Raw genomic sequence first — 25,142 nt, 5'->3', positions numbered from 1 at the left:
GAGCCTTCTCTCGCATGGTGCGAAGCACCGCAAAAGTCTGCTTATAGGGCACCGGTCGTGTGGATGGTCTCGTTCCGCCGTGTAGATTCCGGTGGCCGATAGCCATGGAAGGGACCGATCCGGTGAACAAGAAGCTCGCGGCCGCCCTGTCCGGCGGCGCGGTACTGATAACGGCGCTGACGGGATGCGGCAGCGACGGCGGCGGCCCCGACCCCAAGCTGGGTGTCTGGGCGAAGAAGGTGTGCGACGCGGTGCCCGCGCAGTACACCAAGATCAAGGCGGCCAACGCCGGTATCGCCAAGATCGCCAGTGACAGCGACCTCCAGCCCCAGGCGGCCAAGCAGACGTACGCGCAGGCGTTCCAGGACATGTCCGACGGCTACAAGGCCATCGCCACCGCCATCAACAGCGCGGGCGCTCCCCCCGGGGTCGACGGCGGGGCCAAGCGGCAGCAGGACGCGGTCACGAACCTCAACGGCCTGGCCACGTCCTACGCCAACCTCAAGAAGAAGGTCGACGGGCTCGACACCAAGGACCAGGGCAAGTTCGCCAAGGGCCTGCACGAGGTCGCCGACCAGACCAAGGAGATCGGCCGCCAGAGCAACAGCGGCACCGAGGCGCTGAAGCGGCTGGAACAGGGCGACGTCAAGGAGGCGATCGCCGAGCAGCAGAGCTGCAAGGTCTCCGCCTCGGCACCCGCCGCCAAGAGCTGACGCCGCCCGCGCGGAGGCCGACGCCGCCCGTACGGACGGTCGGCGGCGGCGGACCCGGGACGGCGCGGCGGGCCACAATGGGTGCGTGACTGACTCCGGCTCCGCCCCCCTGCCCGCCACCGACCGGCCCGAGGCGGCCGCCCGCCTGCGCGACGCCCTGCTGTCGGCCTCCTTCACCGCGGACGGCCTGCTCGAGCTGCTCGGCGCGCCCGCGTACGCGGCGCTCGCCCGCAGCGAGACCGTGCCCGCCCTGCGCGCGACCCGCGGCGACACGCCGCTGGAGGCCCTGGTGCGGCTGTTCCTGCTCCAGCAGCCGGTGCCCCGCGCCCGCCTGACGGACGTACTGCCCGTCGAGGACGCGGTGGAGGCCGGGTGGCTCACGACCGTGGGCGGCGACGAGCTGGCCGCCACCGTCGACGTGCGCCCCTACGGCGGGCCCGACGGCGAGGACTGGTTCATCGTGTCCGACCTCGGCTGCGCGGTCGGCGGGGCGGGCGGCATCGGCAGCCGGGACGAGGGCGTGGTCCTCGGTGTCGGCGGCGCCTCCACCACGCTCGCCGGTATCACCGTGCGCACCCCCGTCGGCGCCGCGCTCGACCTGGGTACCGGCTCCGGCATCCAGGCGCTGCACGCCGCCCAGCACGCGACCAGGGTCACCGCCACCGACCTCAATCCGCGCGCCCTGCACATCACCGCGCTCACCCTCGCCCTCTCCGGCGCACCCGCCGCGACCCTGTGCGAGGGCTCGCTGTTCGAACCGGTCCGGGACGACGAGACGTTCGACCTGGTGGTGTCCAACCCGCCCTTCGTCATCTCGCCCGGCGCCCGGCTCACCTACCGCGACGGCGGGATGAGCGGCGACGATCTGTGCCGCTCGCTCGTCCAGCAGGCGGGGGAGAAGCTGAACGAGGGCGGGTTCGCGCAGTTCCTCGCCAACTGGCAGCACGTGGAGGGGGAGGACTGGCAGGACCGGGTGCGCTCCTGGGTGCCGCGCGGGTGCGACGCGTGGATCGTGCAGCGCGAGGTGCAGGACGTCACGCAGTACGCCGAGCTGTGGCTCAGGGACGCCGGGGACCACCGCGAGGACCGGGCGGAGTACCAGTCGCGGTACGACGCGTGGCTGGACGAGTTCGAGGCGCGCAAGGTGAAGGCGGTCGGCTTCGGCTGGATCACCCTGCGCCGCACCGGCGCGGCCGAGCCCTCCGTCACCGTGGAGGAGTGGCCGCACCCGGTCGAGCAGCCCCTCGGCGACACCATCCGGGACCACTTCGCGCGCGTCGACCACCTCCGTGCGCACGACGACGCGGCCCTGCTGGAGGGCCACTTCAGGCTCGCCGACGAGGTCGTCCAGGAGCAGGTCGGCCTGCCCGGCGCCGAGGACCCCGAGCATGTGGTGCTCCGTCAGCACCGGGGCATGCGCCGGGCGACGAAGGTGGACACCATCGGCGCGGGCTTCGCGGGCGTGTGCGACGGCTCGCTCAGCGCGGGCGTCATCCTGGACGCCATCGCCCAGCTGGTCGGCGAGGACCCCGTGGTGCTGCGCGACCGCACGCCCGCGCAGATCCGGCTGCTGGTGGAGCAGGGCTTCCTGGAACCGGTGGGCTGAGCCGCCGGGCGCGGGGTACGGCGGCTGATCCGACTGTCGTACCCGGCGTAACCGGGCCGGTGGACGTGCGCCGGATCATCGTCGTATGCCGGGGGCACGGGGCGGAACGGCGAAAAGGCCGAAAAGCGACGTGTGCCACCCCCGCGCCGACAGAGCCCGGCCCCGTCCGTTCATTCCGTCGTCGCCCCGCCGTTCTCCTGGCGTGGCAGCCTCCCCGCGCTGGATCGGAGCGGGCCGCGCCGCGGGCGCGGGAGGGGCGGACGGATCATGGAAAGCGTGCCGGCGGTGTTCGCGGGAGCGGTGTTCGCGCTGTTCGGAGGGGCTCTGATGGTGTGGACCGGGGTGCGGGTGCGCCGCGCCGAACCGGTCGCCGTGGGTGTGAACCGGGTCGCATCGGCGGTGATCGCGGGGGCCGCCGCCGTCGTCTCGCTGGGGCTGGCCGCGTACTGCCTGACGCGTCCCTGAGGGCGTCGGCCGGGTCGGCGCGTCGGCGGCCGGAGCGGAGGGCTCCGGGCATGGGGTGAGCGCTCGGCGGGTACTCCGGGCGGCAGGAATGGCGGTAGTCGGGTTACCGTTCGAGTGGCCGTTGTGGGCTTTTCCCGTTTGACACGGGGGCGGGATGTACCGTCACACTCCGCAGCGTCACACCAGCCACCACGCCGCGACCCCAGGGACGAGCGCCTGGGGAGGATTCCCAGCGCCGACCGGAGAGAAGAGCGAAGTTGTCCCCGACCAGCGAGACCGCACAGGGCGGCCGCCGACTCGTCATCGTCGAGTCGCCTGCCAAGGCGAAGACGATCAAGGGCTACCTCGGCCCCGGATACGTAGTCGAGGCGAGCGTCGGGCACATCCGGGACCTTCCCAGCGGCGCCGCGGAGGTGCCGGAGAAGTACACCGGTGAGGTCCGCCGCCTCGGTGTGGACGTGGAACACGACTTCGCGCCGATCTATGTCATCAACGCGGACAAGAAGGCGCAGGTAAAGAAGCTCCGGGACCTGATGAAGGACTCCGACGAGCTCTTCCTCGCCACCGATGAGGACCGCGAGGGCGAGGCCATCGCCTGGCACCTCCAGGAGGTCCTCAAGCCGAAGATCCCCGTCAAGCGGATGGTCTTCCACGAGATCACCAAGGACGCGATCCGCGAGGCCGTCGCCAACCCGCGCGAGCTGAACAAGAAGCTGGTCGACGCCCAGGAGACCCGCCGCATCCTCGACCGCCTCTACGGCTACGAGGTCTCGCCGGTCCTGTGGAAGAAGGTCATGCCGAAGCTGTCGGCGGGCCGTGTGCAGTCCGTCGCCACCCGGCTCATCGTCGAGCGTGAGCGCGAGCGCATCGCCTTCCGCTCCGCCGAGTACTGGGACCTGACCGGCACCTTCGCCACCGGCCGCCCGGGCGACTCCTCGGACGCGTCCGTGCTGGTCGCCCGCCTCCAGACCGTCGACGGCCGGCGTGTCGCCCAGGGCCGCGACTTCGACTCGCTGGGCCAGCTCAAGAGCGCGAACACCCTCCACCTCGACGAGGCGAACGCCCGCGCGCTCGCCGCCGCCCTGGAGACCACCCGGTTCTCCGTGCGCTCGGTGGAGTCCAAGCCGTACCGCCGCTCGCCGTACGCCCCGTTCCGTACGACGACCCTCCAGCAGGAGGCCAGCCGCAAGCTCGGCTTCGGCGCGAAGGCGACCATGCAGGTCGCCCAGAAGCTGTACGAGAACGGCTACATCACGTACATGCGTACGGACTCCACGACCCTGAGCGAGACGGCCATCGGCGCCGCCCGCGCCCAGGTCACGCAGCTGTACGGCGCCGACTACCTCCCGCCGCAGCCGCGCTCCTACGCGGGCAAGGTCAAGAACGCGCAGGAGGCGCACGAGGCGATCCGCCCCTCCGGCGACCGCTTCCGCACCCCCGCCGAGACCGGCCTGACCGGCGACCAGTTCCGGCTGTACGAGCTGATCTGGAAGCGGACCGTCGCCTCCCAGATGAAGGACGCGACCGGCAACAGCGTGACCGTCAAGATCGGCGGCACCTCCGCCGACGGCCGCGACGTCGAGTTCAGCGCCTCCGGCAAGACGATCACCTTCCACGGCTTCCTGAAGGCGTACGTCGAGGGCGCCGACGACCCGAACGCCGAGCTGGACGACCGCGAGCGTCGGCTGCCCCAGGTCTCCGAGGGCGACCCGCTGGCCGCCGACGAGATCACGGTCGACGGCCACGCAACCAAGGCCCCGGCCCGCTACACCGAGGCGTCGCTGGTCAAGGAGCTGGAGGAGCGCGAGATCGGCCGTCCGTCGACGTACGCGTCGATCATCGGCACGATCCTGGACCGCGGCTACGTCTTCAAGAAGGGCACGGCCCTGGTGCCGTCCTTCCTGTCCTTCGCCGTGGTCAACCTGTTGGAGAAGCACTTCGGCCGGCTCGTCGACTACGACTTCACCGCCCGCATGGAGGACGACCTCGACCGCATCGCGCGCGGCGAGGCCCAGTCCGTGCCGTGGCTCAAGCGCTTCTACTTCGGCGAGGGCTCGCACTCCGGTGCCGCGGCCGACGCGGGCAACGGCGACGGCGACCACCTCGGCGGTCTGAAGGAACTGGTCACCGACCTGGGCGCGATCGACGCCCGCGAGGTCTCCTCCTTCCCGGTCGGCGACGGCATCGTGCTGCGCGTCGGCCGCTACGGCCCGTACATCGAGCGGGGCGAGAAGGACACCGAGCAGCACCAGCGCGCCGACGTCCCCGAGGACCTGGCGCCGGACGAGCTGACGGTCGAGCTGGCCGAGGAACTGCTGGCCAAGCCCAGCGGCGACTTCGAGCTGGGCCCCGACCCGGTCACCGGCCGCCAGATCATCGCCAAGGACGGCCGCTACGGCCCCTACGTCACCGAGGTGCTCCCCGAGGGCACCCCCAAGACCGGCAAGAACGCGGTCAAGCCGCGCACGGCCTCGCTCTTCAAGTCCATGGCGCTCGACACGGTCACGCTCGAGGACGCCCTGAAGCTGATGTCGCTGCCCCGCGTGGTCGGCACCGACGCCGAGGGCGTGGAGATCACCGCGCAGAACGGCCGCTACGGCCCGTACCTGAAGAAGGGCACGGACTCCCGCTCGCTCACGGCGGAGGAGCAGCTCTTCACGATCACGCTGGAAGAGGCGCTGGCGATCTACGCCCAGCCCAAGCAGCGTGGCCGGGCCGCGGCCAAGCCCCCGCTGAAGGAGCTGGGCGAGGACCCGGTCTCCGCCAAGCCGGTCGTGGTCAAGGACGGCCGCTTCGGTCCGTACGTCACCGACGGGGAGACCAACGCCACCCTGCGCTCCGGCGACAGTGTGGAGGAGATCACCCCGGAGCGCGGCTTCGAGCTGCTCGCCGAGAAGCGGGCGAAGGGGCCCGCCAAGAAGACGGCGAAGAAGGCCACCGCGAAGAAGGCGGCCCCGGCGAAGAAGACCGCCGCCAAGAAGACGGCGGCCAAGAAGACGACGACGGCCGCGAAGAAGACCACGGCGAAGAAGACGACCGCGAAGACGACCGCGAAGACGACCACGGCGGCCAAGGCGACGGGCTCCGGCTCGGAGGACTGACCCTCCTCACTCGCTTCCGCCGCTCGCTTCCGCGTGCGCGAACACCCCGGTACCGCTCTCGGTGCCGGGGTGTTCGCGCTCCGGCGTGCGCCCCTTAAGGGATCAAGGAGTGAGGGTCAGGGAAGGGGTAGGGACGAGGGGGGCATGGGGGTGGGTGGCTGCGGATAGGCTGAACGCATGACGCGAGCCGAGCAGCCAACGGCCCCCCACCCAGCACCGGACGACGCCCTCGTCGCGGATTCCCGCGAGCGAGCCGTCCGTTCACTGCTGCGCCGACCCGACCTGCGCCGCCTCTGGAGCGCGCAGCTCGTGAGCGGTGTCGGTGACGCCCTCGCGCTGCTCGTGCTGGTGGTGCTCGTCCTCCAGGCCGCCGTCGCCGACGGCTCCTTCGGTGGCGGGTACCGGGGCGCGGCGTTCGCGGTGGCGACGGTCTTCGGTGCCCGGGTGCTGGCCACCGTGCTCTTCGGCGCCGTCCTGCTCGGCCCGCTGACCACGCTCACCGCCCAGGACGGCCCGCTCGACCGGCGCTGGACCATGGTCGGCGCCGACGGCCTGCGGGCCGCGCTGCTGATCGTGGCGCCGCTGTGGATCGACTGGCTGCCGGGCGACGCCCTGACCGTCCTGCTGGCCACCGCCTTCGTCACCGGCGTGGCCGAGCGGCTGTGGACGGTGTGCCGGGAGAGCGCGGCCCCCGCGCTGCTGCCCACCCCGCCCCCCGAGGGCGCGTCGGTGCGGCCGTTGCCCGACCACCTGGACGCGCTGCGCCGCCTGTCGCTGCGCACCGGCTTCGTGGCGCTCCCGCTGGCCGCCGCCGTCCTGGTCACCGCCTCCCTGTTCAACAACCTGCTGGGCACCGGCATCGCCTGGTTCGACCAGCACCACGCCGCCCTCGCGGCATACGTCGCGGCCGGTCTGTTCGCCGCGTCCGTGTCCGTGCTGACCGCCCTGAAGCTGCCCGGCACCCGCACCCCGCGCCCGCGGTCCCCGCTGGAGGGCCTGCGCCGCCCGCGCACCGGCACCGGTGTCGACAAGGGCCGCACGGGCGCCGTACTGCTGTTGGTCATCGCCTGCGCCGCCGTGGCCGGAGCCATCTCCGCCGCCGTCGCGGTGTGCGTGCTGCACGCCTCCGACCTGGGCGGCGGCCCGGTGCTCTACGGCCTGCTGGTGCTGGGCCTGACCGGTGGTGTCGGCGTCGGCATCCGTACCGCGCCCGCGCTGCTGCCCTCGCTGTCCCGGCGCAGGCTGCTCGCCCTGGCCATCGCCCTCACCGGCATCGCCCTGCTGGCCGCCGGTCTCGTCCCGGACGTCACCACCGTCCTGCTGATCCTCACCCTGGCCGGTGTCGGCGCGGGCATCTCCGCCAACACCGGGCACGCCCTGCTCGACCAGGAGACCGAGGACTCCCGCCGCGGCCGGATCACCGAGCACCTGCACGCCGTCGTCCGGGTCTTCATGGCGCTCGGCGCCCTGATCGCCCCGGTCGTCGCCGGGCTCATCGGCCGCCACCGGCTGGAGAGCGGCCGCTTCGTCTTCGCGCACGGCGGTGCCTCCTTCACCCTGATGCTGGTCGGCGCGCTGCTGCTGCCGGTGGCCGTGCTCGTCCTCGCCAAGGTCGACGACCGCTCCGGCATCCCGCTGCGCCAGGACATCAAGGACGCCCTGCTCGGCGGCGACGACCCGGTGACCGCCCCCGCGGCGAACGGTTTCTTCATCTCCCTGGAGGGCGGTGACGGCGCGGGCAAGTCCACCCAGGCCGACGCCCTCGCCGAGTGGATCCGCGCCAAGGGCCACGAGGTGGTCCTGACCCGCGAGCCGGGCGCCACCCCCGTGGGCAAGCGGCTCCGCTCGATCCTGCTGGACGTGTCCGAGGCGGGCCTGTCGCACCGCGCGGAGGCGCTGCTGTATGCCGCCGACCGCGCGGAGCACGTCGACACCGTCGTACGCCCCGCCCTGGAGCGCGGCGCGGTCGTCATCTCGGACCGGTACATCGACTCCTCCGTCGCCTACCAGGGCGCGGGCCGCGATCTGTCGCCGACCGAGATCGCCCGCATCAACCGCTGGGCCACCGGCGGACTCGTCCCGCATCTGACCGTCCTGCTGGACGTGCCGCCGGAGGTCGCGCGGGAGCGGTTCACCGAGGCGCCGGACCGGCTGGAGTCCGAGCCCGCCGAGTTCCACGCGCGCGTGCGGGCCGGTTTCCTCACCCTCGCCGCCGCCGACCCCGGCCGCTATCTCGTCGTGGACGCGGGCCAGGAGCCCGAGGGCGTCACCTCCGTGATCCGGCACCGGCTCGACACCGTGCTGCCGCTCTCCGAGGCCGAGATCAAGGCCCAGGAGGAGGCGCGGAAGCAGGCCGAGGAGGAGGCCCGCCGCAAGGCCGAGGCGGAGGCCGCCCGCAAGGCCGAGGAAGAGCGGGTGGCACGCGAGCGCGAGGAGCAGTTGGCCCGCCTGCGCGCCGAGGAGGAGGAGCGCAAGCGCCGCGAGCTGGAGGAGGCGCAGCGCCGCGAGGCCGAGCGGCAGGAGGAAGAGGCCCGCCGTCGCGCCGAGGAGGCGCACCGCCGTGCCGAGGAGGAGCGTCAGCGTCTCCTCGCGGAGGAGAAGGCCCGCGCCGAGGAGGAGGCCCGCCGCAAGGCCGAGGACGAGCGGCGCCGCAAGGAGGCCGAGGAGGAGGCCCGGCAGCGCGCCGAGGCCGAGGCCCTGCGCCTGGAGAAGCAGCGCAAGGCCGAGGACGCCCTGTTGCGCGCCGAGGAGGCCCGCAGGCGCGCGGCCGAGGCCGCGACGGCGGCCGACACCGCGGCCCGCAAGCCGTCCGAGCGCGAGCGCGCCGTCCCGGACGCCCCGGCGCCCCGCGCGAGCGACGACACGGCCGTGCTGCGCCCGGTGCGCGACGGCGGCTCCGAGTCCGAGGTGACGGCTGAGCTGCCGCAGCCGCCCGCCCCCAAGGGTGCGGCGGACGAGACGGCGCTGCTGCCGAAGTTCTCCGACCGGGGCGCCGACGAGACGGCCGTGCTGCCGCCCGTCCGCGACGACGCGCCCGCCGACCGGGCTCCGGCCGGGTACTTCCGCGACGAGCGGCCCGCCGACGCCCACGACGCGGAGGACCGCACCCGCGAGATCCCGCAGCTCGGCGCCGACGGCAAGCCCCGGCGCCCGCGCCCCGACTGGGCCGAGGAGACCCCGCTGGACGACCTGCCGTCGCTCGCGGACGAACTCCTCGGGTCCTACGACGAGGACGAGGACGGCCGGTCCGACGAGCGCGAGGACCGCGGCCGACGCGGCCGGGGTCGGCGTAGCTGACCAGGCGGAACCAGGGGGCGGTGTCCACCGGGCGCTTCGGCGCGGCGGAGGGCGCCGCCCTTCGCCGTGCGGGCGCTGTCGGTGGTCCCCCGCACAATGGACGACGGAACACGAAGTGACGGAAAGGGCGGCGTGACCCATGAGCGTCTGGGACGACCTCGTCGGGCAGGAGAAGGTGGGCGCGGCGCTGGAGGCGGCCGCGCGGGACGCCGACGCGCTCGTCACGGCCGCCGCGGCGGGCGGGCCGCCGCCGGAGGCGTCGAAGATGACCCACGCCTGGCTGTTCACCGGCCCGCCCGGCGCGGGCCGGAACCAGGCGGCGCGCGCCTTCGCCGCCGCCCTGCAGTGCGTGAGCCCCGACCGCGCCCTCGGCGGCACCCCGGGCTGCGGCTTCTGCGACGGCTGCCACACCGCGCTGCTCGGCACCCACGCGGACGTCTCCTCGGTCGCGGCTGTGGGCGCGGAGATCCTGGTCAAGGACATGCGGGACACGGTCCGCAAGTCGTTCACCAGCCCGGCGAACGGCCGCTGGCAGATCATCCTGGTCGAGGACGCCGAGCGGCTGAACGAGAAGTCGGCCAACGCCGTCCTCAAGGCCGTCGAGGAGCCCGCCCCGCGCACGGTCTGGCTGCTCTGCGCGCCCTCCATCGAGGACGTGCTGCCGACGATCCGCTCCCGCTGCCGCCATCTGAACCTGCGTACCCCGCCCGTCGCGGCCGTCGCCGACATGCTGGTGCGCCGTGACGGTGTCGAGCCCGACGTGGCCGCGGCCGCCGCCCGCGCCACCCAGGGGCACGTCGACCGGGCCCGGCGCCTGGCCACCGACCCCGAGGCCCGCCGTCGCCGCGCCTCGGTACTGAAGCTGCCGCTGCGGCTGGACGAGGTCGGCGCCTGCCTCAAGGCCGCCCAGGAGCTGGTGGACGCCGCCGCCGAGGACGCCAAGCAGCTGGCCGAGGAGATGGACGGCAAGGAGACCGACGAGCTGAAGGCGGCGCTCGGCGCGGCCCAGGGCGGACGGCTGCCGCGCGGCACGGCGGGCGTGATCAAGGACCTGGAGGACATGCAGAAGCGGCGCCGCACCCGCACCCAGCGCGACAGCCTCGACGTGGCCCTGGGCGACCTCACCGGCTTCTACCGCGATGTCCTCGCCCTCCAGCTCGGCTCCCGGCTGGCCATCGCCAACGAGGACGCCGAGGACTCCCTCCAGCGCGTCGCCCGCGCGGGCTCCCCGGAGTCCACCCTGCGCCGTATCGAGGCGATCGCCGCCTGCCGCGACGCCCTCGACCGCAATGTGGCCCCGCTGCTGGCGGTGGAGGCGATGACGATGGCCCTGCGCGCGGGGTGAGCGCCCGGTGACGCCACAACCTGGACGCAGAGCACACGGAGCGTCGCACAGCGTTACGCTCGCCTGATGGACACCAGGCCCTCCCCGTCGCCCCCGCCCGCCCGGCCGCCGCTGGCGTGCCGTCCGTCCCGGCCGATGGCCGCCTCCCGCGCCACGGCCCGGACGGCGGCGGCCCTGCTCGCGGCGTCCGCGCTGCTCGTCTCCGGCTGCGGCGCGGGCGGTACGGGCGCGGACGGCACGGTGAGGGCGGCGCTGGCCGCGCTGCCGATGTCGACCCCGGCGGCGCTGTCGCCGTACTACACGCAGAAGCTGAGCTGGCGGGGGTGCGGCGCCGCCGGTTTCGAGTGCGCGACGATGAAGGTGCCGCTCGACTACGACAAGCCCGCGTCCGGCGACATCAAGCTGGCCGTCTCCCGCAAGAAGGCCACCGGCAAGGGCAAGCCGCTCGGCTCGCTGCTGGTGAACCCGGGCGGACCGGGCGGCTCCGCGATCGGCTACCTCCAGAGCTACGCGGCGCTCGGCTACCCCGCCGAGGTCCGCGCCCGCTACGACATGGTCGCCGTGGACCCGCGCGGGGTGGCCCGCAGCGAGCCCGTGGAGTGCCTCGACGGCCGCCAGATGGACACGTTCTCCCAGACGGACATGACCCCGGACGACGCCAAGGAGAAGGACGCGCTGGTCGCCGCCGACCGGAAGTTCGCCGAGGGCTGCGGGAAGCACTCCGCGCGGCTGCTGCGGCACGTCTCCACCGTCGAGGCGGCCCGCGACATGGACGTCCTGCGCGAACTGCTGGGCGACAAGAAGCTGAACTACGTGGGCGCCTCGTACGGCACGTTCCTCGGCGCGACGTACGCCGGGCTGTTCCCGCGCCGCACCGGCCGCCTGGTGCTGGACGGCGCGATGGACCCCTCGCTGGACGCCCGGCAGCTCAACCTGGACCAGACGACGGGCTTCGAGACGGCCTTCCGGGCGTTCTCGGCGGACTGCGTCAAGCAGGCCGACTGCCCCCTGGACGGCAAGGACGCGACGCCCACGCAGGTCGGCGACCGCCTGGAGAAGTTCTTCCGCGCGCTCGACGCCCACCCCATCCCGGCCGGTGACGCGGACGGCCGCCTCCTGACCGAGTCGCTGGCGACCACCGGGGTGATCGCGGCCATGTACGACGAGAGCACCTGGGAACGGCTCCGCGAGGCGCTGAACTCGGCGGTGGACGAGAACGACGGCGCGGGCCTGCTGTCGCTCTCCGACAGCTACTACGAACGCGACGCCCGCGGCCACTACAGCAACCTGATGATGGCCAACGCGGCCGTGAACTGCCTCGACCTCCCGCCCGCCTTCGACGGCCCGGAGCAGGTGGAGAAGGCGGTGCCGGAGTTCGAGAAGGCGTCCCCGGTGTTCGGCCCCAGCCTGGCCTGGGCCTCCCTGAACTGCACGTACTGGCCGGTGAGGGCCACGGGCGAGCCGCACCGTATCGAGGCGAAGGGCGCGGCGCCCATCGTGGTCGTCGGCACCACCCGCGACCCGGCGACCCCCTACCGCTGGGCCCAGTCCCTCGCCCGCCAGCTCTCCTCCGGCCGCCTCCTCACCTACGAGGGCGACGGCCACACCGCCTACGGCCGCGGCAGCACCTGCGTCGACTCCGCGATCAACACCTACCTCCTCCGCGGCACCCCGCCCGCCCAGGGCAAACGCTGCACCTGACCCCCCTCGCACCGGCCCCGCCCACCGGGGCCGGTACGAACCATCCCTCGCACCTGTGTAGACTTACCGACGTTGCCGCCCGCACCCCGGTGCGTCCAACACGCCGCTTTAGCTCAGATGGCCAGAGCAACGCACTCGTAATGCGTAGGTCTCGGGTTCGAATCCCGAAAGCGGCTCAGGCAAACCCCAGGTCACGAATCCGTGACCTGGGGTTTCTTGTTTCGTGCAACCTGAACCACTACCCCAGAGTGAGGCACAGGTAGCTGTGGAAGACGAATGGGAAGAAGCAAAGCTCCGGCATCCGGTCGGCAGTAAGACTCACGGGGTGGTCCGCATTCGGCGGCCGTTCGGAGTGTTCATCGAGCTGGACGGTTCTCCCGAAGTGATCGGATTCCTGGACATTGCCTCGTACAACCCCGATCCACCGGCGCTCGACCTGCTTGAGGTCGGAGCAAGAGTCTCGGTCGAAGTGGCGTTCCACGACGAAGAGAAGCGGCAGATCAGAGTTCGGGTGGGCGAACCGTTCTGGAATGACAATGACCGCTGAGCTATCCCCTCGATACAACGAGGTTCTCGCCCCGCTCTACGGCCCGGCCCCCCTGGACCTGCGCTCCGTCAGACTCCGGTCCGTCCACCTCGACTGGCACGGCCCCACCGTGACGCTGCGGCTGGACCTGCCCGCTCCGCCCTTGCCGCTGCCGGAGGAATGGGCGGCCGCGGACGTCGACACGGTGCAGGGGCAGCTCCAGTTCCTCGCTGTGGAGGATCTAGAGCTGGACGCTTGGGAGCCCGCCGACGTCACGCTGTCGAGAACACGTGATTTTCTGGCGTCGTCGAGCAGTTGAGCAGCATCCCACGCAGCCGACGGACCGCTACCGGCGTCGGCTGCGCGGGCGCGGGCGTCAGTCCTCGTTCGGGGTGCCGAGTTCGGTGACCTCGGTCCAGTGGATGGTCTCGTCGGTCGGGCTGAGCTGGTTCTCCCAGTCGTCGACGGCGATCACGGCATACATGACGTCCTCGCCGTCCGCCGCGCTGGTGTGGAGGAACGAGGTGGTGTCCGGGTCGAGGTATTCGACGCGGTGGCCGATCCAGACGTGGCCGCCGTCGCCGTCGTCGTACTTCTCGGCCTTGAAGACCTCGTACCGCTTCAGGTCGGACTCGGTGTTCGGCGTCCACTCCAGGAGGACGCCGTCCTCGCGGGGCGTTGCTGTCAGGCCGGTGACGGGTGCCGGGGCGACGAGATCGCCGTCCGTGGTGGCGGAAGCGGGCGCGGAGGCGGGGGAGCGGTTGCCGCCCTTGTCCACGGCGACCACCGTGTAGGTGTACGTGGAGCCGTGATCGACCGTCACGTCGGTGTAGGTGGTTCCCCACACATCGGCCCGGAGGAGGTAACCGTTGCGGTAGAGGTCGTGGCGTGCGACGTCGTCGCTGGCCGACCGGGCCCACCGCACCACGATGCCATTACGCGGCTCGAACACGGCCGTCACGGCGGTGGCCGGTGCGGGGGCGTAGTCGTCGCGCGTGGTGGAGACCGTCGCGCGCGTCGTGGAGGTGTTGCCCGCCGCGTCGACGGCGGAGACGTAGTACGTGTAGCCCGTGCGCTCGGCGGCGGTCGTGTCGGTCCAGGAGGTCGAGGACACCGTGGCGACCTGGGTCATCGGGGCCTCCGGGGAGCCCGGCTCGGTCTGCTGTCGGCGGTAGACGGTGTACTTGGCCGCGTCCGGGACCGGTTGCCAGGTCAGGACGACGCCGCGCTGCCCGTCCGTGGCCGTCAGGTTGGTCGGCGGCGCGGGAGCGGTGCGGTCCACCGTGGTGGCGGACACGTCCGCGCTGCCGGTGGACTCGTGGCCGGCCTTGTCGACGGCGCGGAGTTCGTAGAACAAGGTCTGGCCGGTCACGGGCGGCGCGTCCACGAAGGACGGCGAGGTGAGCGGCGCGGTGCCGCTGACCTTGGCCCAGCTCGCGCCGCTCGGCCGCCGGTACACGCGGTACCCGGCGAGGTCCATCTCCTTGTTCCGGGTCCAGCGCAGCGTGGCCTTCGCCGTCCCGCGGTCGTACACGGCGGTGAGCCCGGTCGGAGCCAGGGGCTTGACCGTGTCCGTCCTGGCGTCGGTGCGCGGGGTGTACGTGAAGGCGGCGGAGGCGTAGCCGGTCCACGCGACGTAGTCCACGCGGAGCGTGTGCCTGCCCGCGGGGAGTGTCAGGTCGACGGTCTTGCGGGCGGTCGAGGAAACGTTCCGCCACAGGTCGATCCGCCGCACGCCGTCGACGTAGACGCGCATCCCGTCCTGCGTGGCCGCGGCGAGCCGGAACGGGCCGCCGGAGCCGAAGTCACGGGTCACGGACCAGCGGACGGAGAAGTTGTCCTTCGGCAGGGTGACACCGGCCGGGTCGCCGTAGCCGTAGTTCTCGGATATCGCCGAGTCGCAGGCGGTCAGCTTGGGCGTGCCCTTAAACGAGGTGTTCGCGTAGTACTGCGCGGTCCAGGACGGCGAGGCACAGGTGACGGCGGAAGCCGGGGTGGCGGTCAGCAGACCGCCCGCCGTGGCGAGCGCGGCCGTCAGCGTCGTGGCTGCCATACGGGTACGAGTCATCACAGGAAGTGGGGCCCTTTCCGGACCTGCGGAAACACGGACAAGTGATGTTCGTGTGACTGGTGAGGCGGGGGCAGGGTTGCCCTGGACGAGCCATGGCTTTCCGGTCGCCGTCCGGCCGCGCGGGGCACCGGCTCAGTGCGCCAGCTTCAGCCCCGCCACGCACGCGATGATGCCGAGCAGCAGCAGGATCTTGACCGTGCTGGCCGGTTCGCCGTCGAAGAGCATCGCGTAGGCCGCCGTGAGGGCCGCGCCGATGCCGACCCAGACCGCGTACCCGGTGCTGACCGGGACCGTGCGGAGGGCGAAGGCCAGGCCCGTCATGCTGAGCAGCAGGCCGAGTACGAAGATCACGGACGGGAGCGGGCGGCTGAAGCCTTCCGACTTGCCGAGGGCTGTCGCCCACACCGCTTCCAGCATTCCGGACAGTACGAGCGCGATCCATCCCATGGAGAACTCCCACGCGCCGTCTTGTCGTGGGCTGGGTACGGCGCACTCGTCCAGGAGCCGCGATCGAGCTCTGTCAGCCATGGTCGCACACGGGACGCGTCCGCTCATTTCGCGTCGGCGTAGCACTCCACCACGGCCGTGCTGAACGGGAAGCGGACCGGGGTGTCGCCGAAGGTGAGGCGGGCCGCCAGGGCGGAGGCTTCCCGGATGGCCGCGGCGACCTGCTCGGCCTCCTCGGCGGGGCAGTGCACGATGACCTCGTCGTGCTGGAAGAAGACCAGCTCGGCGGCGAGGTCCGCGCAGGCGCGGCGCAGGGCCGCCAGGAGCAGCAGGGTCCAGTCGGCCGCGCTGCCCTGGACGACGAAGTTACGGGCGAAACGGCCCCGGCCGCGGTCGCCCGGCGTTCCCCCGCCGGACATCTCCTCCACGCCGAGCGGGATGCCCGCCTCCTCCGCGACGTCCGCCCCGGCCACCGGCGGGCAGGTGCGGCCCAGCCAGGTGCGGACCAGGCGGCCCTCCTCGCCCGCACGGGCCGCCTCGTCCACGTAGGCCACGGCCTTCGGGTAGCGGCGGCGCAGCGCGGCCAGGTTCTTCAGGCCGTCGCCCGAGGTCTGGCCGTAGATCGCGCCGAGGACGGCCAGCTTGGCCTGGTCGCGGTCGCCGGAGAAGGCGCGGTCGGACACGGACTGGTAGAGGTCGCTCTCGCGCGCCGCGACCTCCATCAGGCCGGGGTCGCGGGAGATCGCCGCCAGCACCCGGGGCTCCATCTGCGCCGCGTCGGCCACCACCAGCCGCCAGCCGGGGTCGGCCACGACCGCGCGCCGGATCACCTTGGGTATCTGCAGCGCGCCCCCGCCGTTGGTGACCCAGCGCCCGGTGACCGTGCCGCCCGCGAGGAACTCGGGACGGAACCGGCCCTCGCGCACCCAGTCCCGCAGCCAGGACCAGCCGTGCGCCACCCAGATCCGGTACAGCCGCTTGTACTCCAGCAGCGGGGCCACGGCCGGGTGGTCGAGGGACTGGATCTCCCAGCGGCGGGTGGAGCCGACCTTGATCCCGGCCCGCGCGAAGGCCCTGATCACCTCGGCCGGGAGGTCCGGGCGGACCCGGTGGCCGAAGGCCGTGGACACCTCGTCGGCCAGCTCGGCCAGGCGGCGCGGTTCGCCGCCGCCCGCGTACCGCTCGCCCAGGAGGTCGGTGAGCAGGGCGCGGTGCACGTCTGCGCGCCAGGGCAGGCCCGCGCGGTTCATCTCGGCGGCCACCAGCATGCCCGCCGACTCCGCGCTGGTCAGCAGGTGCATCCGGTCGGGGTGGGCGGTCCGCTCGTGTCTTCGCTGCTGCTCGGCGTAGACCTCGAGGAGGCCGGTCAGTGGCATCCGGGTGCCGGACGGCTCGAACAGCGAGGACTGGGCGCCCGGTTCGGCCGCGCGCTGCGGCGGGTCGGGCGGTACGGGGCCGCCCCGGAGGCGGGCCAGGGCGGCGGCGGCCGAGCGTGGTTCGCCGTACCGCCCCTCGTGGCCCAGGAGCAGGGTCTCGGCGTCCTCGATGTCGTAGCACCGCTCCACTCGCACCCCCGTGGCGAGCAGGCGCGGGTAGACCTCGGAGGTCGACCGCCACACCCAGCGTCCAGTCTCCGGGCGGCTCCGCACCGCCTGGGCGAGATCGCTCTCGCGCCGGACCGGACCCGCGGGCAGCCCGTCCCGGCCGAGGGGGGCGACGTCCACGCCACCGTCCTCGGCCGGTGCGAGCGCCCACCGGTCGGTCATGCGTGTGAGTGTGGCAGGGGGGTCTGACAATGCGTCTGACCTGTGCTTTCGCCGCGCGACTCAGCTGTCCTGCGCGTCGTCCGGGTGGGTGGCCGCCTGCTGGGCGGAGTCCGCTGCCTGCTTCTGCTCCAGGAGCAGTGCCAGCACCCGGTTCACGTACTCCTCGGTGCCCTCCTTGGTGACACCGAGGCCGGTGAGGACGCCCTCGCCGTTCTCCTGCTCCAGCAGGGCCAGCAGGATGTGCTCGGTGCCGATGTAGTTGTGGCCGAGCCGGAGGGCCTCGCGGAAGGTGAGTTCCAGGGCCTTCTTGGCCTCGGGACCGTAGGGGACCAGGTCGGGGGTGGATTCGGTGGCCGGGGGGAGCGCGGCGGTCGCGGCCCGGTGTACGGCGTCGGCCTCGACGCCCTGCGCCTCCATCGCCTTCACCGCGAGGCCCTCCGGCTCCACCAGCAGGCCGATGACCAGGTGCTCGGGGCGGCCTTCCGCGTTGCGGGCGGTCACCGCGGCGTTGTGCGCGGCCATGACGACGTTGCGGGCGCGGGGGGTGTAGCGGCTGAAGCCCTGGTTGGGGTCGAGATCGGCCGACTCCTTGGAGACGAACCGCTTCTGCGCCGCCTGCCGGGTCACGCCCATGCTCTTGCCGATGTCGGTCCAGGACGCGCCCGAGCGACGGGCCTGGTCCACGAAGTGCCCGATCAGATGGTCCGCCACGTCCCCCAGGTGGTCCGCGGCGATCACCGCGTCCTGGAGCTGTTCGAGGGGCTGGGAGTGGGCGTTCTTGATGGCCTCGATGAGGTCGTCGAGGCGTACGGATGCCGTGACTTTCGGGTTGGTCGCCATGTGACAACCGTAGGTTGACACCTTGGCACTGTCAACCGATGGTTGACACTCCTTTTCGGGGGCCCGGGTCCGCACCCAGGCGCTGTTGTCCACACCCTGTGGACAACTTCGGCGGCCTGTCGGCGGAACATGGCACGATCGACCACGTGACCAGCACTGCCAGCACCGTCGAACGCGCCTTCGCGGCCGCTCTTTACGACGACACCGACTCGGGACTCGACACCGGCGCGTCCTTGCTCGCCGCCGACACCGGAGCCGACGCCGAACTCACCCGGCGCGGCGAGGAGTTCATGGCGGCCGCCTGGCAGCGCGGGTGGCAGCCCGCCGACGTGGTGCGGTTGGTGCGCCGGGAGTTGGAGGACGCCCACCTCGGCCTCGCCGCCGCGCTGATCCGCGCCCAGGCGGCGAAGGACCGGCCGCGCGGCCCCCGTTGGACCGCCCAGCTCGACGCCGTCGCCGACCAGCCGGACGCCCGCCCCACCGACCGCTTCTCGTACGCCACCACCGTCCTGGAGCTGTACCGGCTGCTGCTGCGGCTGCCCACGCTGGAGCCGCTGGAGGAACCTCGCCGCCCCGCCGGACCGGGCACCTCCCGGACGCTCGGCCGTATCCGCGCCCTGCTCGCCAAGGCCGAGGGCACCGGGTATCCGGAGGAGGCCGAGGCGCTCACCGCCAAGGCGCAGGAGCTGATGGCCCGGCACAGTGTCGACGAGGCGCTGCTCGCCGCCTCCGCCCCGGCGCCGGACGCGCCCGGCGCCTGCCGGATAGGCGTCGAGCCGCCGTACGAGCAGGCCAAGGCCGTGCTGCTGGACGCGGTCTCCCGCGCCAACCACTGCCGCGCGGTGTGGAACGAGCCGTACGCCTTCTCCACGGTCGTCGGCTTCGAGGCGGACCTGGAGGCGGTCGAGCTGCTGTACACCTCGCTGCTCGTGCAGGCCACGCACGCGATGGCCAAGGCCGAGGCGGCGCAGCGGGCCGGGGGCCGCAAGCGGACCAAGACCTTCCGGCAGTCGTTCCTCGCCGCCTACGCCCACCGCGTCGGCGACCGGCTCGCGGCCGCCGCCGAGAGCCAGGTCAGCCAGGATCTGCTGCCGGTGCTGGTCACCCGCGAAACGGCGGTGACCGACCGCCTGGACAGCATGTTCCCGCGGACGACCACCACCCGGCTGCGCGGCATCAACGACGAGGCCGGGTGGACGGAGGGAGCGAAGGCGGCGGACGAGGCCCAGGTCAGGTCCCGCCGACGGCTGCCGTGAGGACGGCACCGCCGACGGGCACGCCGGATTCGCTCCGAGCGCTTCGCGGACGACGGCGCGCCGCCCCGAAACCGGCCTCCAGCTGCGAGGCCCCCCCGGGCGGACCCCTAGTCGCCCACCTGCTGGAACGCGCTCACCGACGCGTCCAGGCCGTCCGCGCCCTTGCCCGCGACCGGGCCGAACTTCCACGGGAAGGTCTTCGCGTCCCCGCCGCCCGGCAGCGTGACCTCCATGGTGCTCGCCTTGAGGGCCTTGGCGTCGCCGTCCGTGCCGCGCACGTAGGAGACGGTGAAGGTCGCCGAGGCGCCCTTGGCCAGCTTCAGGGTCTGCGCCTGCGCGCCCTCGCTCACCGCCAGCTTCACCGACCGGTCGCCCTGGTGCAGGGTGACGCCGGGGAAGTGGTCCAGGGTGCAGGGGGCGCTCTGGTTGGTGATGCTGACCGGCACCTCGCCGCTGTCCCCGGCGGCGGGCGCGACGCTCGCGGAACCGACCTCCAGGGCGACCGCGCCGGTCGCGCAGCCCGATCCGTCCTTGCTCTTGGCGCCGTCCGCGCCGCCATCGTCGCCGCCGCCACAGGCGGTCAGGGCGAGGGCGGCCGCGAGAGCGGTGAGGGTGAGCGGAATGACACGGCGCATGTACTGGTCCCATCGAGGTCGTGACGTCTCCCCGCATCATGGCGCCTTCGCGCGGAGGCCGAGCACGCACCCCCGCCGATTCACCACTTCAGGCGGAGAAACCGGGGAACCGACGAACCCTCGACGGCCCTATGACGGCTGGAGACTCGTCGGCAGCCCGGTGGGCAGCTTGCCGCCCTCGGCCCTGGTGTACGACTCCGACCCGGTGCTCCCCTTCCAGGTCACCTTCAGCGCCTTGGCGTCGACCGAGTCGACCGTGCCCTCGGACCGGCTGTCGTCGCCGCCCTGGCAGTTCAGCCGGATCACGCCCTTGCCCGCCTGCTCGGCCGCCGTACCGCTGCACACCGTGCCGCCGGTCACGAACAGCCCGGCCTGCTTCCCGGTGATCACCAGGGCGACGATCTTGCCGCCGCCGGTGGTGACCCAGCTGCCCTGGAGCCCGTCGGAGGCGTCGGCGCCACCGGAGCCGTCAGGGCCGGACGGGGCCGGGGCCGCGCTGCTCGTGGTGGGGGAGTCGTCCGGTGAGCCGTCCCCGCCGCACGCCGTCGCGGTCAGCGCGAGCGCGCCCACCAGCCCCGCCGCCGCAGCGGCCCGCACCATCGCCGTAGCCGTCGTCACGTCAAGCTCCCAACCAGTAGCCGGTCGCCCCGCCGACCGAGCGCGAGGCCCCCCAGAGCCGGAGGTCCGCAGCAAGTTACCAGCCGTTACCCCACCGATTCCGGGACACCGGGGAACGGCAGGCACCAAGGGCGCGTCTACGCCCGGGGCGTGGGTGTTCCGATCCGGACGACCTGGCGCGGAAGCGCGGGCGCGGTCCCCGCTCGCGCATGCCGAAAGCCGCTTCTGGGCAGACGCGTCGACATCACCTGCCCCGAGGCTCGGGTAAAGCGGACGTCAAAGCTGTAACCGCGGGAACACCCGCCGTGCACGTGCATCTGCCCATTCATCTGCACATGAACAAGGTTATGATCCGGGTCGATCGACCAGCATGACGTCGACCAGTGCGGCATCGATCAGTGCGGCATCGATCAGTGCGGCATCGATCAGTGCGACATCGACCAGAGCATCCATGGCCACATCAGACAGTGCACAGCGGGGAGCGACCTGTGGACCGCTACGTTGACGGCGTGTACGGGGGGTACGACGTGTACAACGGCATGACTGCCACGCAGCTCGACGGCGTGGCCTGGCAGAAGAGCCGCCACAGCAACTCCCAGGGTTCCTGCGTGGAGTTCGCGCGGCTGCCCGGCGGCGAGGTCGCGGTGCGCAACTCGCGCTTCCCGGACGGGCCCGCCCTCGTCTACACCCGCGCGGAGATCGAGGCGATGCTCCTCGGTATCAAGGACGGCGAGTTCGACCACCTCATCGCCGGCTGACCCCGCCACCGGCGGCAGCCGCCCCGGCAACGATGTCAAAAGCGGTGAGCAGCAACGGAGTTCCGGCCGTTCAGGCGGTACCGCCCAGCCGGAACAGCGCCCAGACCAGCTTGCCGCCCGCCTCGCCCTCGACGGGGTGCCAGCCCCAGCCGTCCGCGAAGGACTCCACCAGCAGCAGCCCCCGGCCCGACTCGGCGGAGAAGTCGTCCTCCGTCTCGCGCGGCACGGGCGTCTCGTCGCTCGGGTCGCGCACCGCGCACACCAACCGGCCGGTCCAGCGAAGCAGATGCAGCCGGACGGGCGCCGACCGCGGGGCGCCGGACGGGAGTTCGGCGGGCAGCGCGTGGCGCAGGGCGTTGGTGACGAGTTCGGAGACGACGAGGGCGACGTCGTCGAAGCGGTCGCCGACGTCCCAGTGGCCGAGGGTGGAGCGGGTGAAGTGCCGGGCCTCGCGGACCGCCTCGTAACGGGCGGGCAGGGCGCAGGAGGCGGCTTCGGACACGGCCGTGGGGTCCAGCGGCGGAAGGCCCTGCCGTAACGGCTTGAGCATGGTCGATCCATTCGTCCCCATGCGAGGCACTCCCGGGATTCGCGGTCGTTGCGAGGCAGCGGTGGCGCGGCACCATGGTTTCGGATGCGCACAGCAGATGCAAGGGCAGATGCACGTGCACGCGGCCGAAATCGCCCTGCGCGTACCGCTTCTTGGCCATTTTTTCCGCCATCGGGGTGCTCATCACCGCCAGTGGTCGTGACCTATGGCGGGCAGAAACGGTTCAGCTCTTTCCGTTTCCGTAACCGTACGAGTACTGCTTGAAGTGTTTTAGTGGCAGACTCAGGCACTTGCGGATGGTTGGGGAGGCTGACGAACGTGAGCGCGGGAGAGCCCGGATCGGTGGTGCGGCGGATGCTGCTCGGCTCGCAACTCAGGCGGCTGCGTGAGGCTCGGGGGATCACGCGCGAGGCGGCGGGTTACTCGATCCGCGCCTCCGAATCGAAGATCAGCCGGATGGAACTGGGCCGGGTGAGCTTCAAGACCAGGGACGTCGAGGACCTGTTGACGCTCTACGGCATCGACGACGAGGCGGAGCGCGAGGCGCTGCTCTCCCTCGCGCGGGAGGCCAACGTGGCGGGCTGGTGGCACAGTTACTCCGACGTGCTGCCGAGCTGGTTCCCCACCTATGTGGGCCTGGAGGGTGCCGCGCACCTCATCAGGGTCTACGAGGTGCAGTTCGTGCACGGACTGCTCCAGACCGAGGACTACGCCCGCGCGGTCGTCCGGCGCGGTATGCGCGGCGCCAGTGCGGAGGACGTCGAGCGCCGGGTGGCGCTGCGCCTGGAGCGGCAGAAGCATCTGCTCGGCGACCACGCGCCCGAGTTCCACATCGTGCTCGACGAGGCCGCCCTGCACCGCCCGTACGGCGACCGCGAGGTCATGCGCGGGCAGCTCAGGCACCTGATCGAGGTCTCCGAGCGGCCCAACGTACGGCTTCAGGTCATGCCCTTCGCCTTCGGCGGACACTCTGGGGAGAGCGGTGCCTTCACCCTGCTCAGCTTCCCCGAGTCGGACCTCTCCGACGTGGTCTACCTGGAGCAGCTCACCAGCGCGCTCTACCTAGACAAGCGCGAGGACGTCGCCCAGTACGAGCACGCCCTCAAGGAGCTCCAGCAGGACAGTCCGGGCCCCGAGGAGAGCCGCGCACTCATCGCGACCCTCGCCGAACGGGTGTAACGCGCAAGGGAGTTGAGGGCTCGCGCGCTCCTCGCTCTCCGTAGCGCACCAGTACGATGGCCTGTGATCAGCACCTGGCGTGACTCAGCCGTACGCTCACGATTGAGGGATCACATGGCGGCCTTTTTCAGCGACCTCGCCCAGCAGTACATCGACGGCGAATGGCGGCCGGGCACCGGCTCCTGGGACGTCATCGACTTCAACCCGTACGACGACGAGAAGCTGGCCTCGATCACCGTGGCCTCCGTCGACGAGGTCGACCAGGCGTACCGGGCCGCCGAGCGCGTCCAGAAGGAATGGGCGCGCATCAGCCCCTACGCGCGTCGCGCGGTCTTCGAGCGGGCGCTCGCCCTGCTGCAGGAGCGCGAGGAGGAGATCGCCGAGCTGATCGTCGCGGAGCTGGGCGGCACCCGGGTGAAGGCGGGCTTCGAGATCCACCTCGCCAAGGAGTTCCTGCGCGAGTCGGTCCATCTGGCGCTGGCCCCCGAGGGCCGCATCCTGCCCTCCCCGCTGGACGGCAAGGAGAACCGCCTCTACCGGGTCCCGGTCGGCGTGGTGGGCGTGATCAGCCCCTTCAACTTCCCCTTCCTGCTGTCGCTGAAGTCGGTCGCCCCCGCGCTCGCGCTCGGCAACGGCGTGGTGCTCAAGCCGCACCAGAACACCCCGATCGCGGGCGGCACCCTGATCGCCAAGCTCTTCGAGGACGCGGGCCTGCCCGGCGGGCTGCTCAACGTGGTCGTCACCGACATCGCCGAGATCGGGGACGCCTTCCTCGAGCACCCGGTGCCCCGCGTCATCTCCTTCACCGGCTCCGACGGCACCGGCCGCCATGTCGCCACCGTGTGCGCGGCCCACTTCAAGCGCGCGGTGCTCGAACTCGGCGGCAACAGCGCCCTGGTGGTGCTGGACGACGCGGACCTCGACTACGCGGTCGACGCGGCCGTCTTCAGCCGGTTCGTGCATCAGGGGCAGGTCTGCATGGCCGCCAACCGGGTGCTGGTGGATCGTTCCGTCGCGGCGGAGTTCACCGAGAAGTTCGTCGCCAAGGTCCGCTCACTGCCGGTCGGCGACCCGCGCGACCCGGCCACGGTCATCGGTCCGGTCATCAACTCCACGCAGGCGAACGCCCTTTCCGCAGTGGTCGAGCAGGCGCTCGCGGAGGGGGCGACGGCCCTGGTGCGCGGCCCGGTCGAGGGCAACCTGGTCGCGCCCAGCGTGCTCACCGACGTGCCGGAGGGGTCGGAGCTGCTGCGGCAGGAGGTCTTCGGGCCGGTCGTCTTCCTCGTCCCGTTCGACGGCGAGGAGGAAGCGGTCCGCCTCGTCAACGACACCCCGTACGGCCTCAGCGGCGCCGTCCACACCGGTGACATCGAGCGCGGGGTGGCCTTCGCGCAGCGGATCGACACCGGCATGTTCCATGTGAACGACGGCACCGTGCACGACGAGCCGATCGTCCCCTTCGGCGGGGAGAAGCACTCCGGCCTCGGCCGGCTGAACGGCGAGACGACCGTCGAAGCCTTCACCACCACCAAGTGGATCTCGGTGCAGCACGGGCGCAGCGGCTTCCCGTTCTGAGCGGCCGCGAGAAAGCGCGCCGCGAGAAACTCCGCCGTCACGGGCCATTGAGGACAGGATCTGACCTCGATGGCCCGTAGCTTCGTCGGTGTCGGGGCGGACGGCCCCGGCGGGACCCGAGGAAGAGGCGGACGGTCATGGTCACTCATGTGGGAGCCGAGGCGCCGGGCGACGAGCGCGGGGCACTGCTGGCCTTTCTGGAAGAGCAGCGCGGCGGCATCCGCCGGGCCCTGCTGGGCGTGACGGAGGAGCAGGCGCGCACCCGGCCGAGCGCGAGCGAACTGTCCCTGGGCGGTCTGCTGAAGCACGTCGCCGAGGTCGAGCAGGCGTGGCAGGCCCGCGCCCGGCAGGAGCCCCCGGCGGTGCACCGGGACGAGTCGAACTGGCAGGAGTGCTTCCAGCTCACCGACGACGAGACGGTCGCCGGGCAGCTCGCGTACTGGGCGGAGCTGGCCGCGGAGACGGAGAAGCTGATCCGCTCCGCGCCCAGCCTGGACGACACCTTCCCGCTGCCCTCGGCCCCCTGGTTCCCGCCGGACGGCGCGGTCTCGCTGCGCTGGCTCTGTCTGCACCTGATCCGCGAGACGGCCCGGCACGCCGGACACGCCGACATCATCCGCGAGTCCCTGGACGGGAAGACGGCGTTCGAGCTGGTCGCGCTGGAGGAGCAGCAGCGGTCCGCGTCCTAGACGC

The 25,142-nt window shown here is 72.2% G+C and carries 21 protein-coding genes, 1 tRNA gene and 1 riboswitch; of the genes, 15 read left to right on the top strand and 7 right to left on the bottom strand.

The window, feature by feature from the left end:
* The first annotated feature begins 104 nt into the window (after nt 1-104).
* The 10 genes from ACI2LY_RS23225 to ACI2LY_RS23180 all read left to right on the top strand — a co-directional run bounded on the left by ACI2LY_RS23225 (nt 105) and on the right by ACI2LY_RS23180 (nt 13,073).
* Complete coding sequence (locus tag ACI2LY_RS23225) at nt 105-713, top strand: small secreted protein (RefSeq protein ID WP_404708846.1); 609 nt, start codon at nt 105-107, stop codon at nt 711-713.
* Nucleotides 714-798: 85 nt separating this feature from the next.
* Nucleotides 799-2,319 carry a methyltransferase gene (locus ACI2LY_RS23220; protein WP_404708845.1) on the top strand — a complete coding sequence of 507 codons (1,521 nt, stop codon included), beginning with the start codon at nt 799-801 and terminating at the stop codon, nt 2,317-2,319.
* Between the two features lie 267 nt (nt 2,320-2,586).
* The gene (locus tag ACI2LY_RS23215; protein WP_404708844.1) at nt 2,587-2,784 is read left to right on the top strand and encodes a hypothetical protein; all 198 of its coding nucleotides are present in this window, start codon (nt 2,587-2,589) and stop codon (nt 2,782-2,784) included.
* A 257-nt stretch (nt 2,785-3,041) separates the two neighbouring features.
* Nucleotides 3,042-5,885 (top strand): type I DNA topoisomerase, encoded by a 2,844-nt coding sequence (topA, locus tag ACI2LY_RS23210; RefSeq protein ID WP_404708843.1) that lies wholly within the window; start codon nt 3,042-3,044, stop codon nt 5,883-5,885.
* Between the two features lie 177 nt (nt 5,886-6,062).
* The gene (tmk, locus tag ACI2LY_RS23205; RefSeq protein ID WP_404708842.1) at nt 6,063-9,182 is read left to right on the top strand and encodes a dTMP kinase; all 3,120 of its coding nucleotides are present in this window, start codon (nt 6,063-6,065) and stop codon (nt 9,180-9,182) included.
* A gap of 139 nt (nt 9,183-9,321) precedes the next feature.
* Nucleotides 9,322-10,527 (top strand): DNA polymerase III subunit delta', encoded by a 1,206-nt coding sequence (locus ACI2LY_RS23200; protein WP_404708841.1) that lies wholly within the window; start codon nt 9,322-9,324, stop codon nt 10,525-10,527.
* A 66-nt stretch (nt 10,528-10,593) separates the two neighbouring features.
* Entirely contained in the window at nt 10,594-12,228 is a 1,635-nt protein-coding gene (locus ACI2LY_RS23195) for an alpha/beta hydrolase (RefSeq protein ID WP_404708840.1), read from the top strand.
* Between the two features lie 102 nt (nt 12,229-12,330).
* Nucleotides 12,331-12,404, top strand: a tRNA-Thr gene (locus ACI2LY_RS23190).
* Between the two features lie 89 nt (nt 12,405-12,493).
* Complete coding sequence (locus ACI2LY_RS23185; RefSeq protein ID WP_404708839.1) at nt 12,494-12,775, top strand: hypothetical protein; 282 nt, start codon at nt 12,494-12,496, stop codon at nt 12,773-12,775.
* Nucleotides 12,765-13,073, top strand: a complete 309-nt coding sequence (locus ACI2LY_RS23180) for an Imm50 family immunity protein (protein ID WP_404708838.1) — start codon at nt 12,765-12,767, stop codon at nt 13,071-13,073. The genes ACI2LY_RS23185 and ACI2LY_RS23180 overlap by 11 nt, the downstream gene beginning before the upstream one ends.
* 57 nt (nt 13,074-13,130) lie before the next feature.
* Here ACI2LY_RS23180 and ACI2LY_RS23175 read toward each other — a convergent pair whose 3' ends face one another.
* The 4 genes from ACI2LY_RS23175 to ACI2LY_RS23160 form a co-directional block, all read right to left on the bottom strand.
* Complete coding sequence (locus tag ACI2LY_RS23175; RefSeq protein WP_404708837.1) at nt 13,131-14,807, bottom strand: PA14 domain-containing protein; 1,677 nt, start codon at nt 14,805-14,807, stop codon at nt 13,131-13,133.
* A gap of 150 nt (nt 14,808-14,957) precedes the next feature.
* Nucleotides 14,958-15,272, bottom strand: coding sequence for a DMT family transporter (locus tag ACI2LY_RS23170; protein ID WP_404708836.1), 315 nt, complete (start codon nt 15,270-15,272; stop codon nt 14,958-14,960).
* Between the two features lie 10 nt (nt 15,273-15,282).
* Nucleotides 15,283-15,346, bottom strand: a riboswitch (guanidine-III (ykkC-III) riboswitch).
* 30 nt (nt 15,347-15,376) lie between these two features.
* Nucleotides 15,377-17,038: a bifunctional 3'-5' exonuclease/DNA polymerase gene (locus ACI2LY_RS23165; RefSeq protein WP_404708835.1), complete on the bottom strand. Its 1,662-nt coding sequence runs from the start codon at nt 17,036-17,038 to the stop codon at nt 15,377-15,379.
* 60 nt (nt 17,039-17,098) lie between these two features.
* Nucleotides 17,099-17,878 (bottom strand): Clp protease N-terminal domain-containing protein, encoded by a 780-nt coding sequence (locus ACI2LY_RS23160; RefSeq protein ID WP_404708834.1) that lies wholly within the window; start codon nt 17,876-17,878, stop codon nt 17,099-17,101.
* Between the two features lie 146 nt (nt 17,879-18,024).
* On the opposite strand from ACI2LY_RS23160, the gene ACI2LY_RS23155 reads away from it, so the two are divergent.
* A complete protein-coding gene (locus ACI2LY_RS23155) occupies nt 18,025-19,134 on the top strand; it encodes a DUF2786 domain-containing protein (protein ID WP_404708833.1) in 1,110 nt (369 codons plus the stop codon).
* Between the two features lie 107 nt (nt 19,135-19,241).
* On the opposite strand, the gene ACI2LY_RS23150 is transcribed toward ACI2LY_RS23155, so the two are convergent.
* Together ACI2LY_RS23150 and ACI2LY_RS23145 are read right to left on the bottom strand one after the other, a co-directional pair.
* Complete coding sequence (locus ACI2LY_RS23150; protein WP_404708832.1) at nt 19,242-19,769, bottom strand: DUF4232 domain-containing protein; 528 nt, start codon at nt 19,767-19,769, stop codon at nt 19,242-19,244.
* Between the two features lie 129 nt (nt 19,770-19,898).
* A complete protein-coding gene (locus ACI2LY_RS23145) occupies nt 19,899-20,369 on the bottom strand; it encodes a hypothetical protein (protein ID WP_404709176.1) in 471 nt (156 codons plus the stop codon).
* Nucleotides 20,370-20,926: 557 nt separating this feature from the next.
* Here ACI2LY_RS23145 and ACI2LY_RS23140 point away from each other — a divergent pair.
* The gene (locus ACI2LY_RS23140; protein WP_203617983.1) at nt 20,927-21,145 is read left to right on the top strand and encodes a DUF397 domain-containing protein; all 219 of its coding nucleotides are present in this window, start codon (nt 20,927-20,929) and stop codon (nt 21,143-21,145) included.
* Nucleotides 21,146-21,215: 70 nt separating this feature from the next.
* On the opposite strand, the gene ACI2LY_RS23135 is transcribed toward ACI2LY_RS23140, so the two are convergent.
* The gene (locus tag ACI2LY_RS23135) at nt 21,216-21,695 is read right to left on the bottom strand and encodes an ATP-binding protein (protein ID WP_401450312.1); all 480 of its coding nucleotides are present in this window, start codon (nt 21,693-21,695) and stop codon (nt 21,216-21,218) included.
* Nucleotides 21,696-22,049: 354 nt separating this feature from the next.
* Between ACI2LY_RS23135 and ACI2LY_RS23130 the strand changes: the two genes are divergently transcribed.
* The 3 genes from ACI2LY_RS23130 to ACI2LY_RS23120 all read left to right on the top strand — a co-directional run bounded on the left by ACI2LY_RS23130 (nt 22,050) and on the right by ACI2LY_RS23120 (nt 25,138).
* Nucleotides 22,050-22,874, top strand: a complete 825-nt coding sequence (locus ACI2LY_RS23130) for a helix-turn-helix domain-containing protein (RefSeq protein ID WP_404709175.1) — start codon at nt 22,050-22,052, stop codon at nt 22,872-22,874.
* Between the two features lie 114 nt (nt 22,875-22,988).
* Nucleotides 22,989-24,449, top strand: coding sequence for an aldehyde dehydrogenase family protein (locus ACI2LY_RS23125; protein ID WP_404708831.1), 1,461 nt, complete (start codon nt 22,989-22,991; stop codon nt 24,447-24,449).
* 137 nt (nt 24,450-24,586) lie between these two features.
* Nucleotides 24,587-25,138: a DinB family protein gene (locus ACI2LY_RS23120; RefSeq protein ID WP_389004318.1), complete on the top strand. Its 552-nt coding sequence runs from the start codon at nt 24,587-24,589 to the stop codon at nt 25,136-25,138.
* Nucleotides 25,139-25,142 lie beyond the last annotated feature (4 nt).

Source organism: Streptomyces sp. NPDC002176 (assembly GCF_044903645.1).
Taxonomy (GTDB): Bacteria; Actinomycetota; Actinomycetes; order Streptomycetales; family Streptomycetaceae; genus Streptomyces.
This window is presented reverse-complemented; position numbering and strand designations above follow the sequence as displayed.

Bases quoted from the DNA above. Each gene is read 5' to 3' on its own strand.
- ACI2LY_RS23140 (WP_203617983.1), top strand. From the start codon at position 20,927: ATGACTGCCACGCAGCTCGACGGCGTGGCCTGGCAGAAGAGCCGCCAC.
- ACI2LY_RS23175 (WP_404708837.1), bottom strand. From the start codon at position 14,807: ATGGCAGCCACGACGCTGACGGCCGCGCTCGCCACGGCGGGCGGTCTG.
- ACI2LY_RS23135 (WP_401450312.1), bottom strand. From the start codon at position 21,695: ATGCTCAAGCCGTTACGGCAGGGCCTTCCGCCGCTGGACCCCACGGCC.
- ACI2LY_RS23170 (WP_404708836.1), bottom strand. From the start codon at position 15,272: ATGGGATGGATCGCGCTCGTACTGTCCGGAATGCTGGAAGCGGTGTGG.
- ACI2LY_RS23160 (WP_404708834.1), bottom strand. From the start codon at position 17,878: ATGGCGACCAACCCGAAAGTCACGGCATCCGTACGCCTCGACGACCTC.
- ACI2LY_RS23200 (WP_404708841.1), top strand. From the start codon at position 9,322: ATGAGCGTCTGGGACGACCTCGTCGGGCAGGAGAAGGTGGGCGCGGCG.
- ACI2LY_RS23125 (WP_404708831.1), top strand. From the start codon at position 22,989: ATGGCGGCCTTTTTCAGCGACCTCGCCCAGCAGTACATCGACGGCGAA.
- ACI2LY_RS23145 (WP_404709176.1), bottom strand. From the start codon at position 20,369: ATGGTGCGGGCCGCTGCGGCGGCGGGGCTGGTGGGCGCGCTCGCGCTG.
- ACI2LY_RS23120 (WP_389004318.1), top strand. From the start codon at position 24,587: ATGGTCACTCATGTGGGAGCCGAGGCGCCGGGCGACGAGCGCGGGGCA.
- ACI2LY_RS23180 (WP_404708838.1), top strand. From the start codon at position 12,765: ATGACCGCTGAGCTATCCCCTCGATACAACGAGGTTCTCGCCCCGCTC.
- ACI2LY_RS23130 (WP_404709175.1), top strand. From the start codon at position 22,050: ATGCTGCTCGGCTCGCAACTCAGGCGGCTGCGTGAGGCTCGGGGGATC.
- ACI2LY_RS23225 (WP_404708846.1), top strand. From the start codon at position 105: ATGGAAGGGACCGATCCGGTGAACAAGAAGCTCGCGGCCGCCCTGTCC.
- tmk (WP_404708842.1), top strand. From the start codon at position 6,063: ATGACGCGAGCCGAGCAGCCAACGGCCCCCCACCCAGCACCGGACGAC.
- ACI2LY_RS23195 (WP_404708840.1), top strand. From the start codon at position 10,594: ATGGACACCAGGCCCTCCCCGTCGCCCCCGCCCGCCCGGCCGCCGCTG.
- ACI2LY_RS23150 (WP_404708832.1), bottom strand. From the start codon at position 19,769: ATGCGCCGTGTCATTCCGCTCACCCTCACCGCTCTCGCGGCCGCCCTC.
- ACI2LY_RS23165 (WP_404708835.1), bottom strand. From the start codon at position 17,038: ATGACCGACCGGTGGGCGCTCGCACCGGCCGAGGACGGTGGCGTGGAC.
- ACI2LY_RS23215 (WP_404708844.1), top strand. From the start codon at position 2,587: ATGGAAAGCGTGCCGGCGGTGTTCGCGGGAGCGGTGTTCGCGCTGTTC.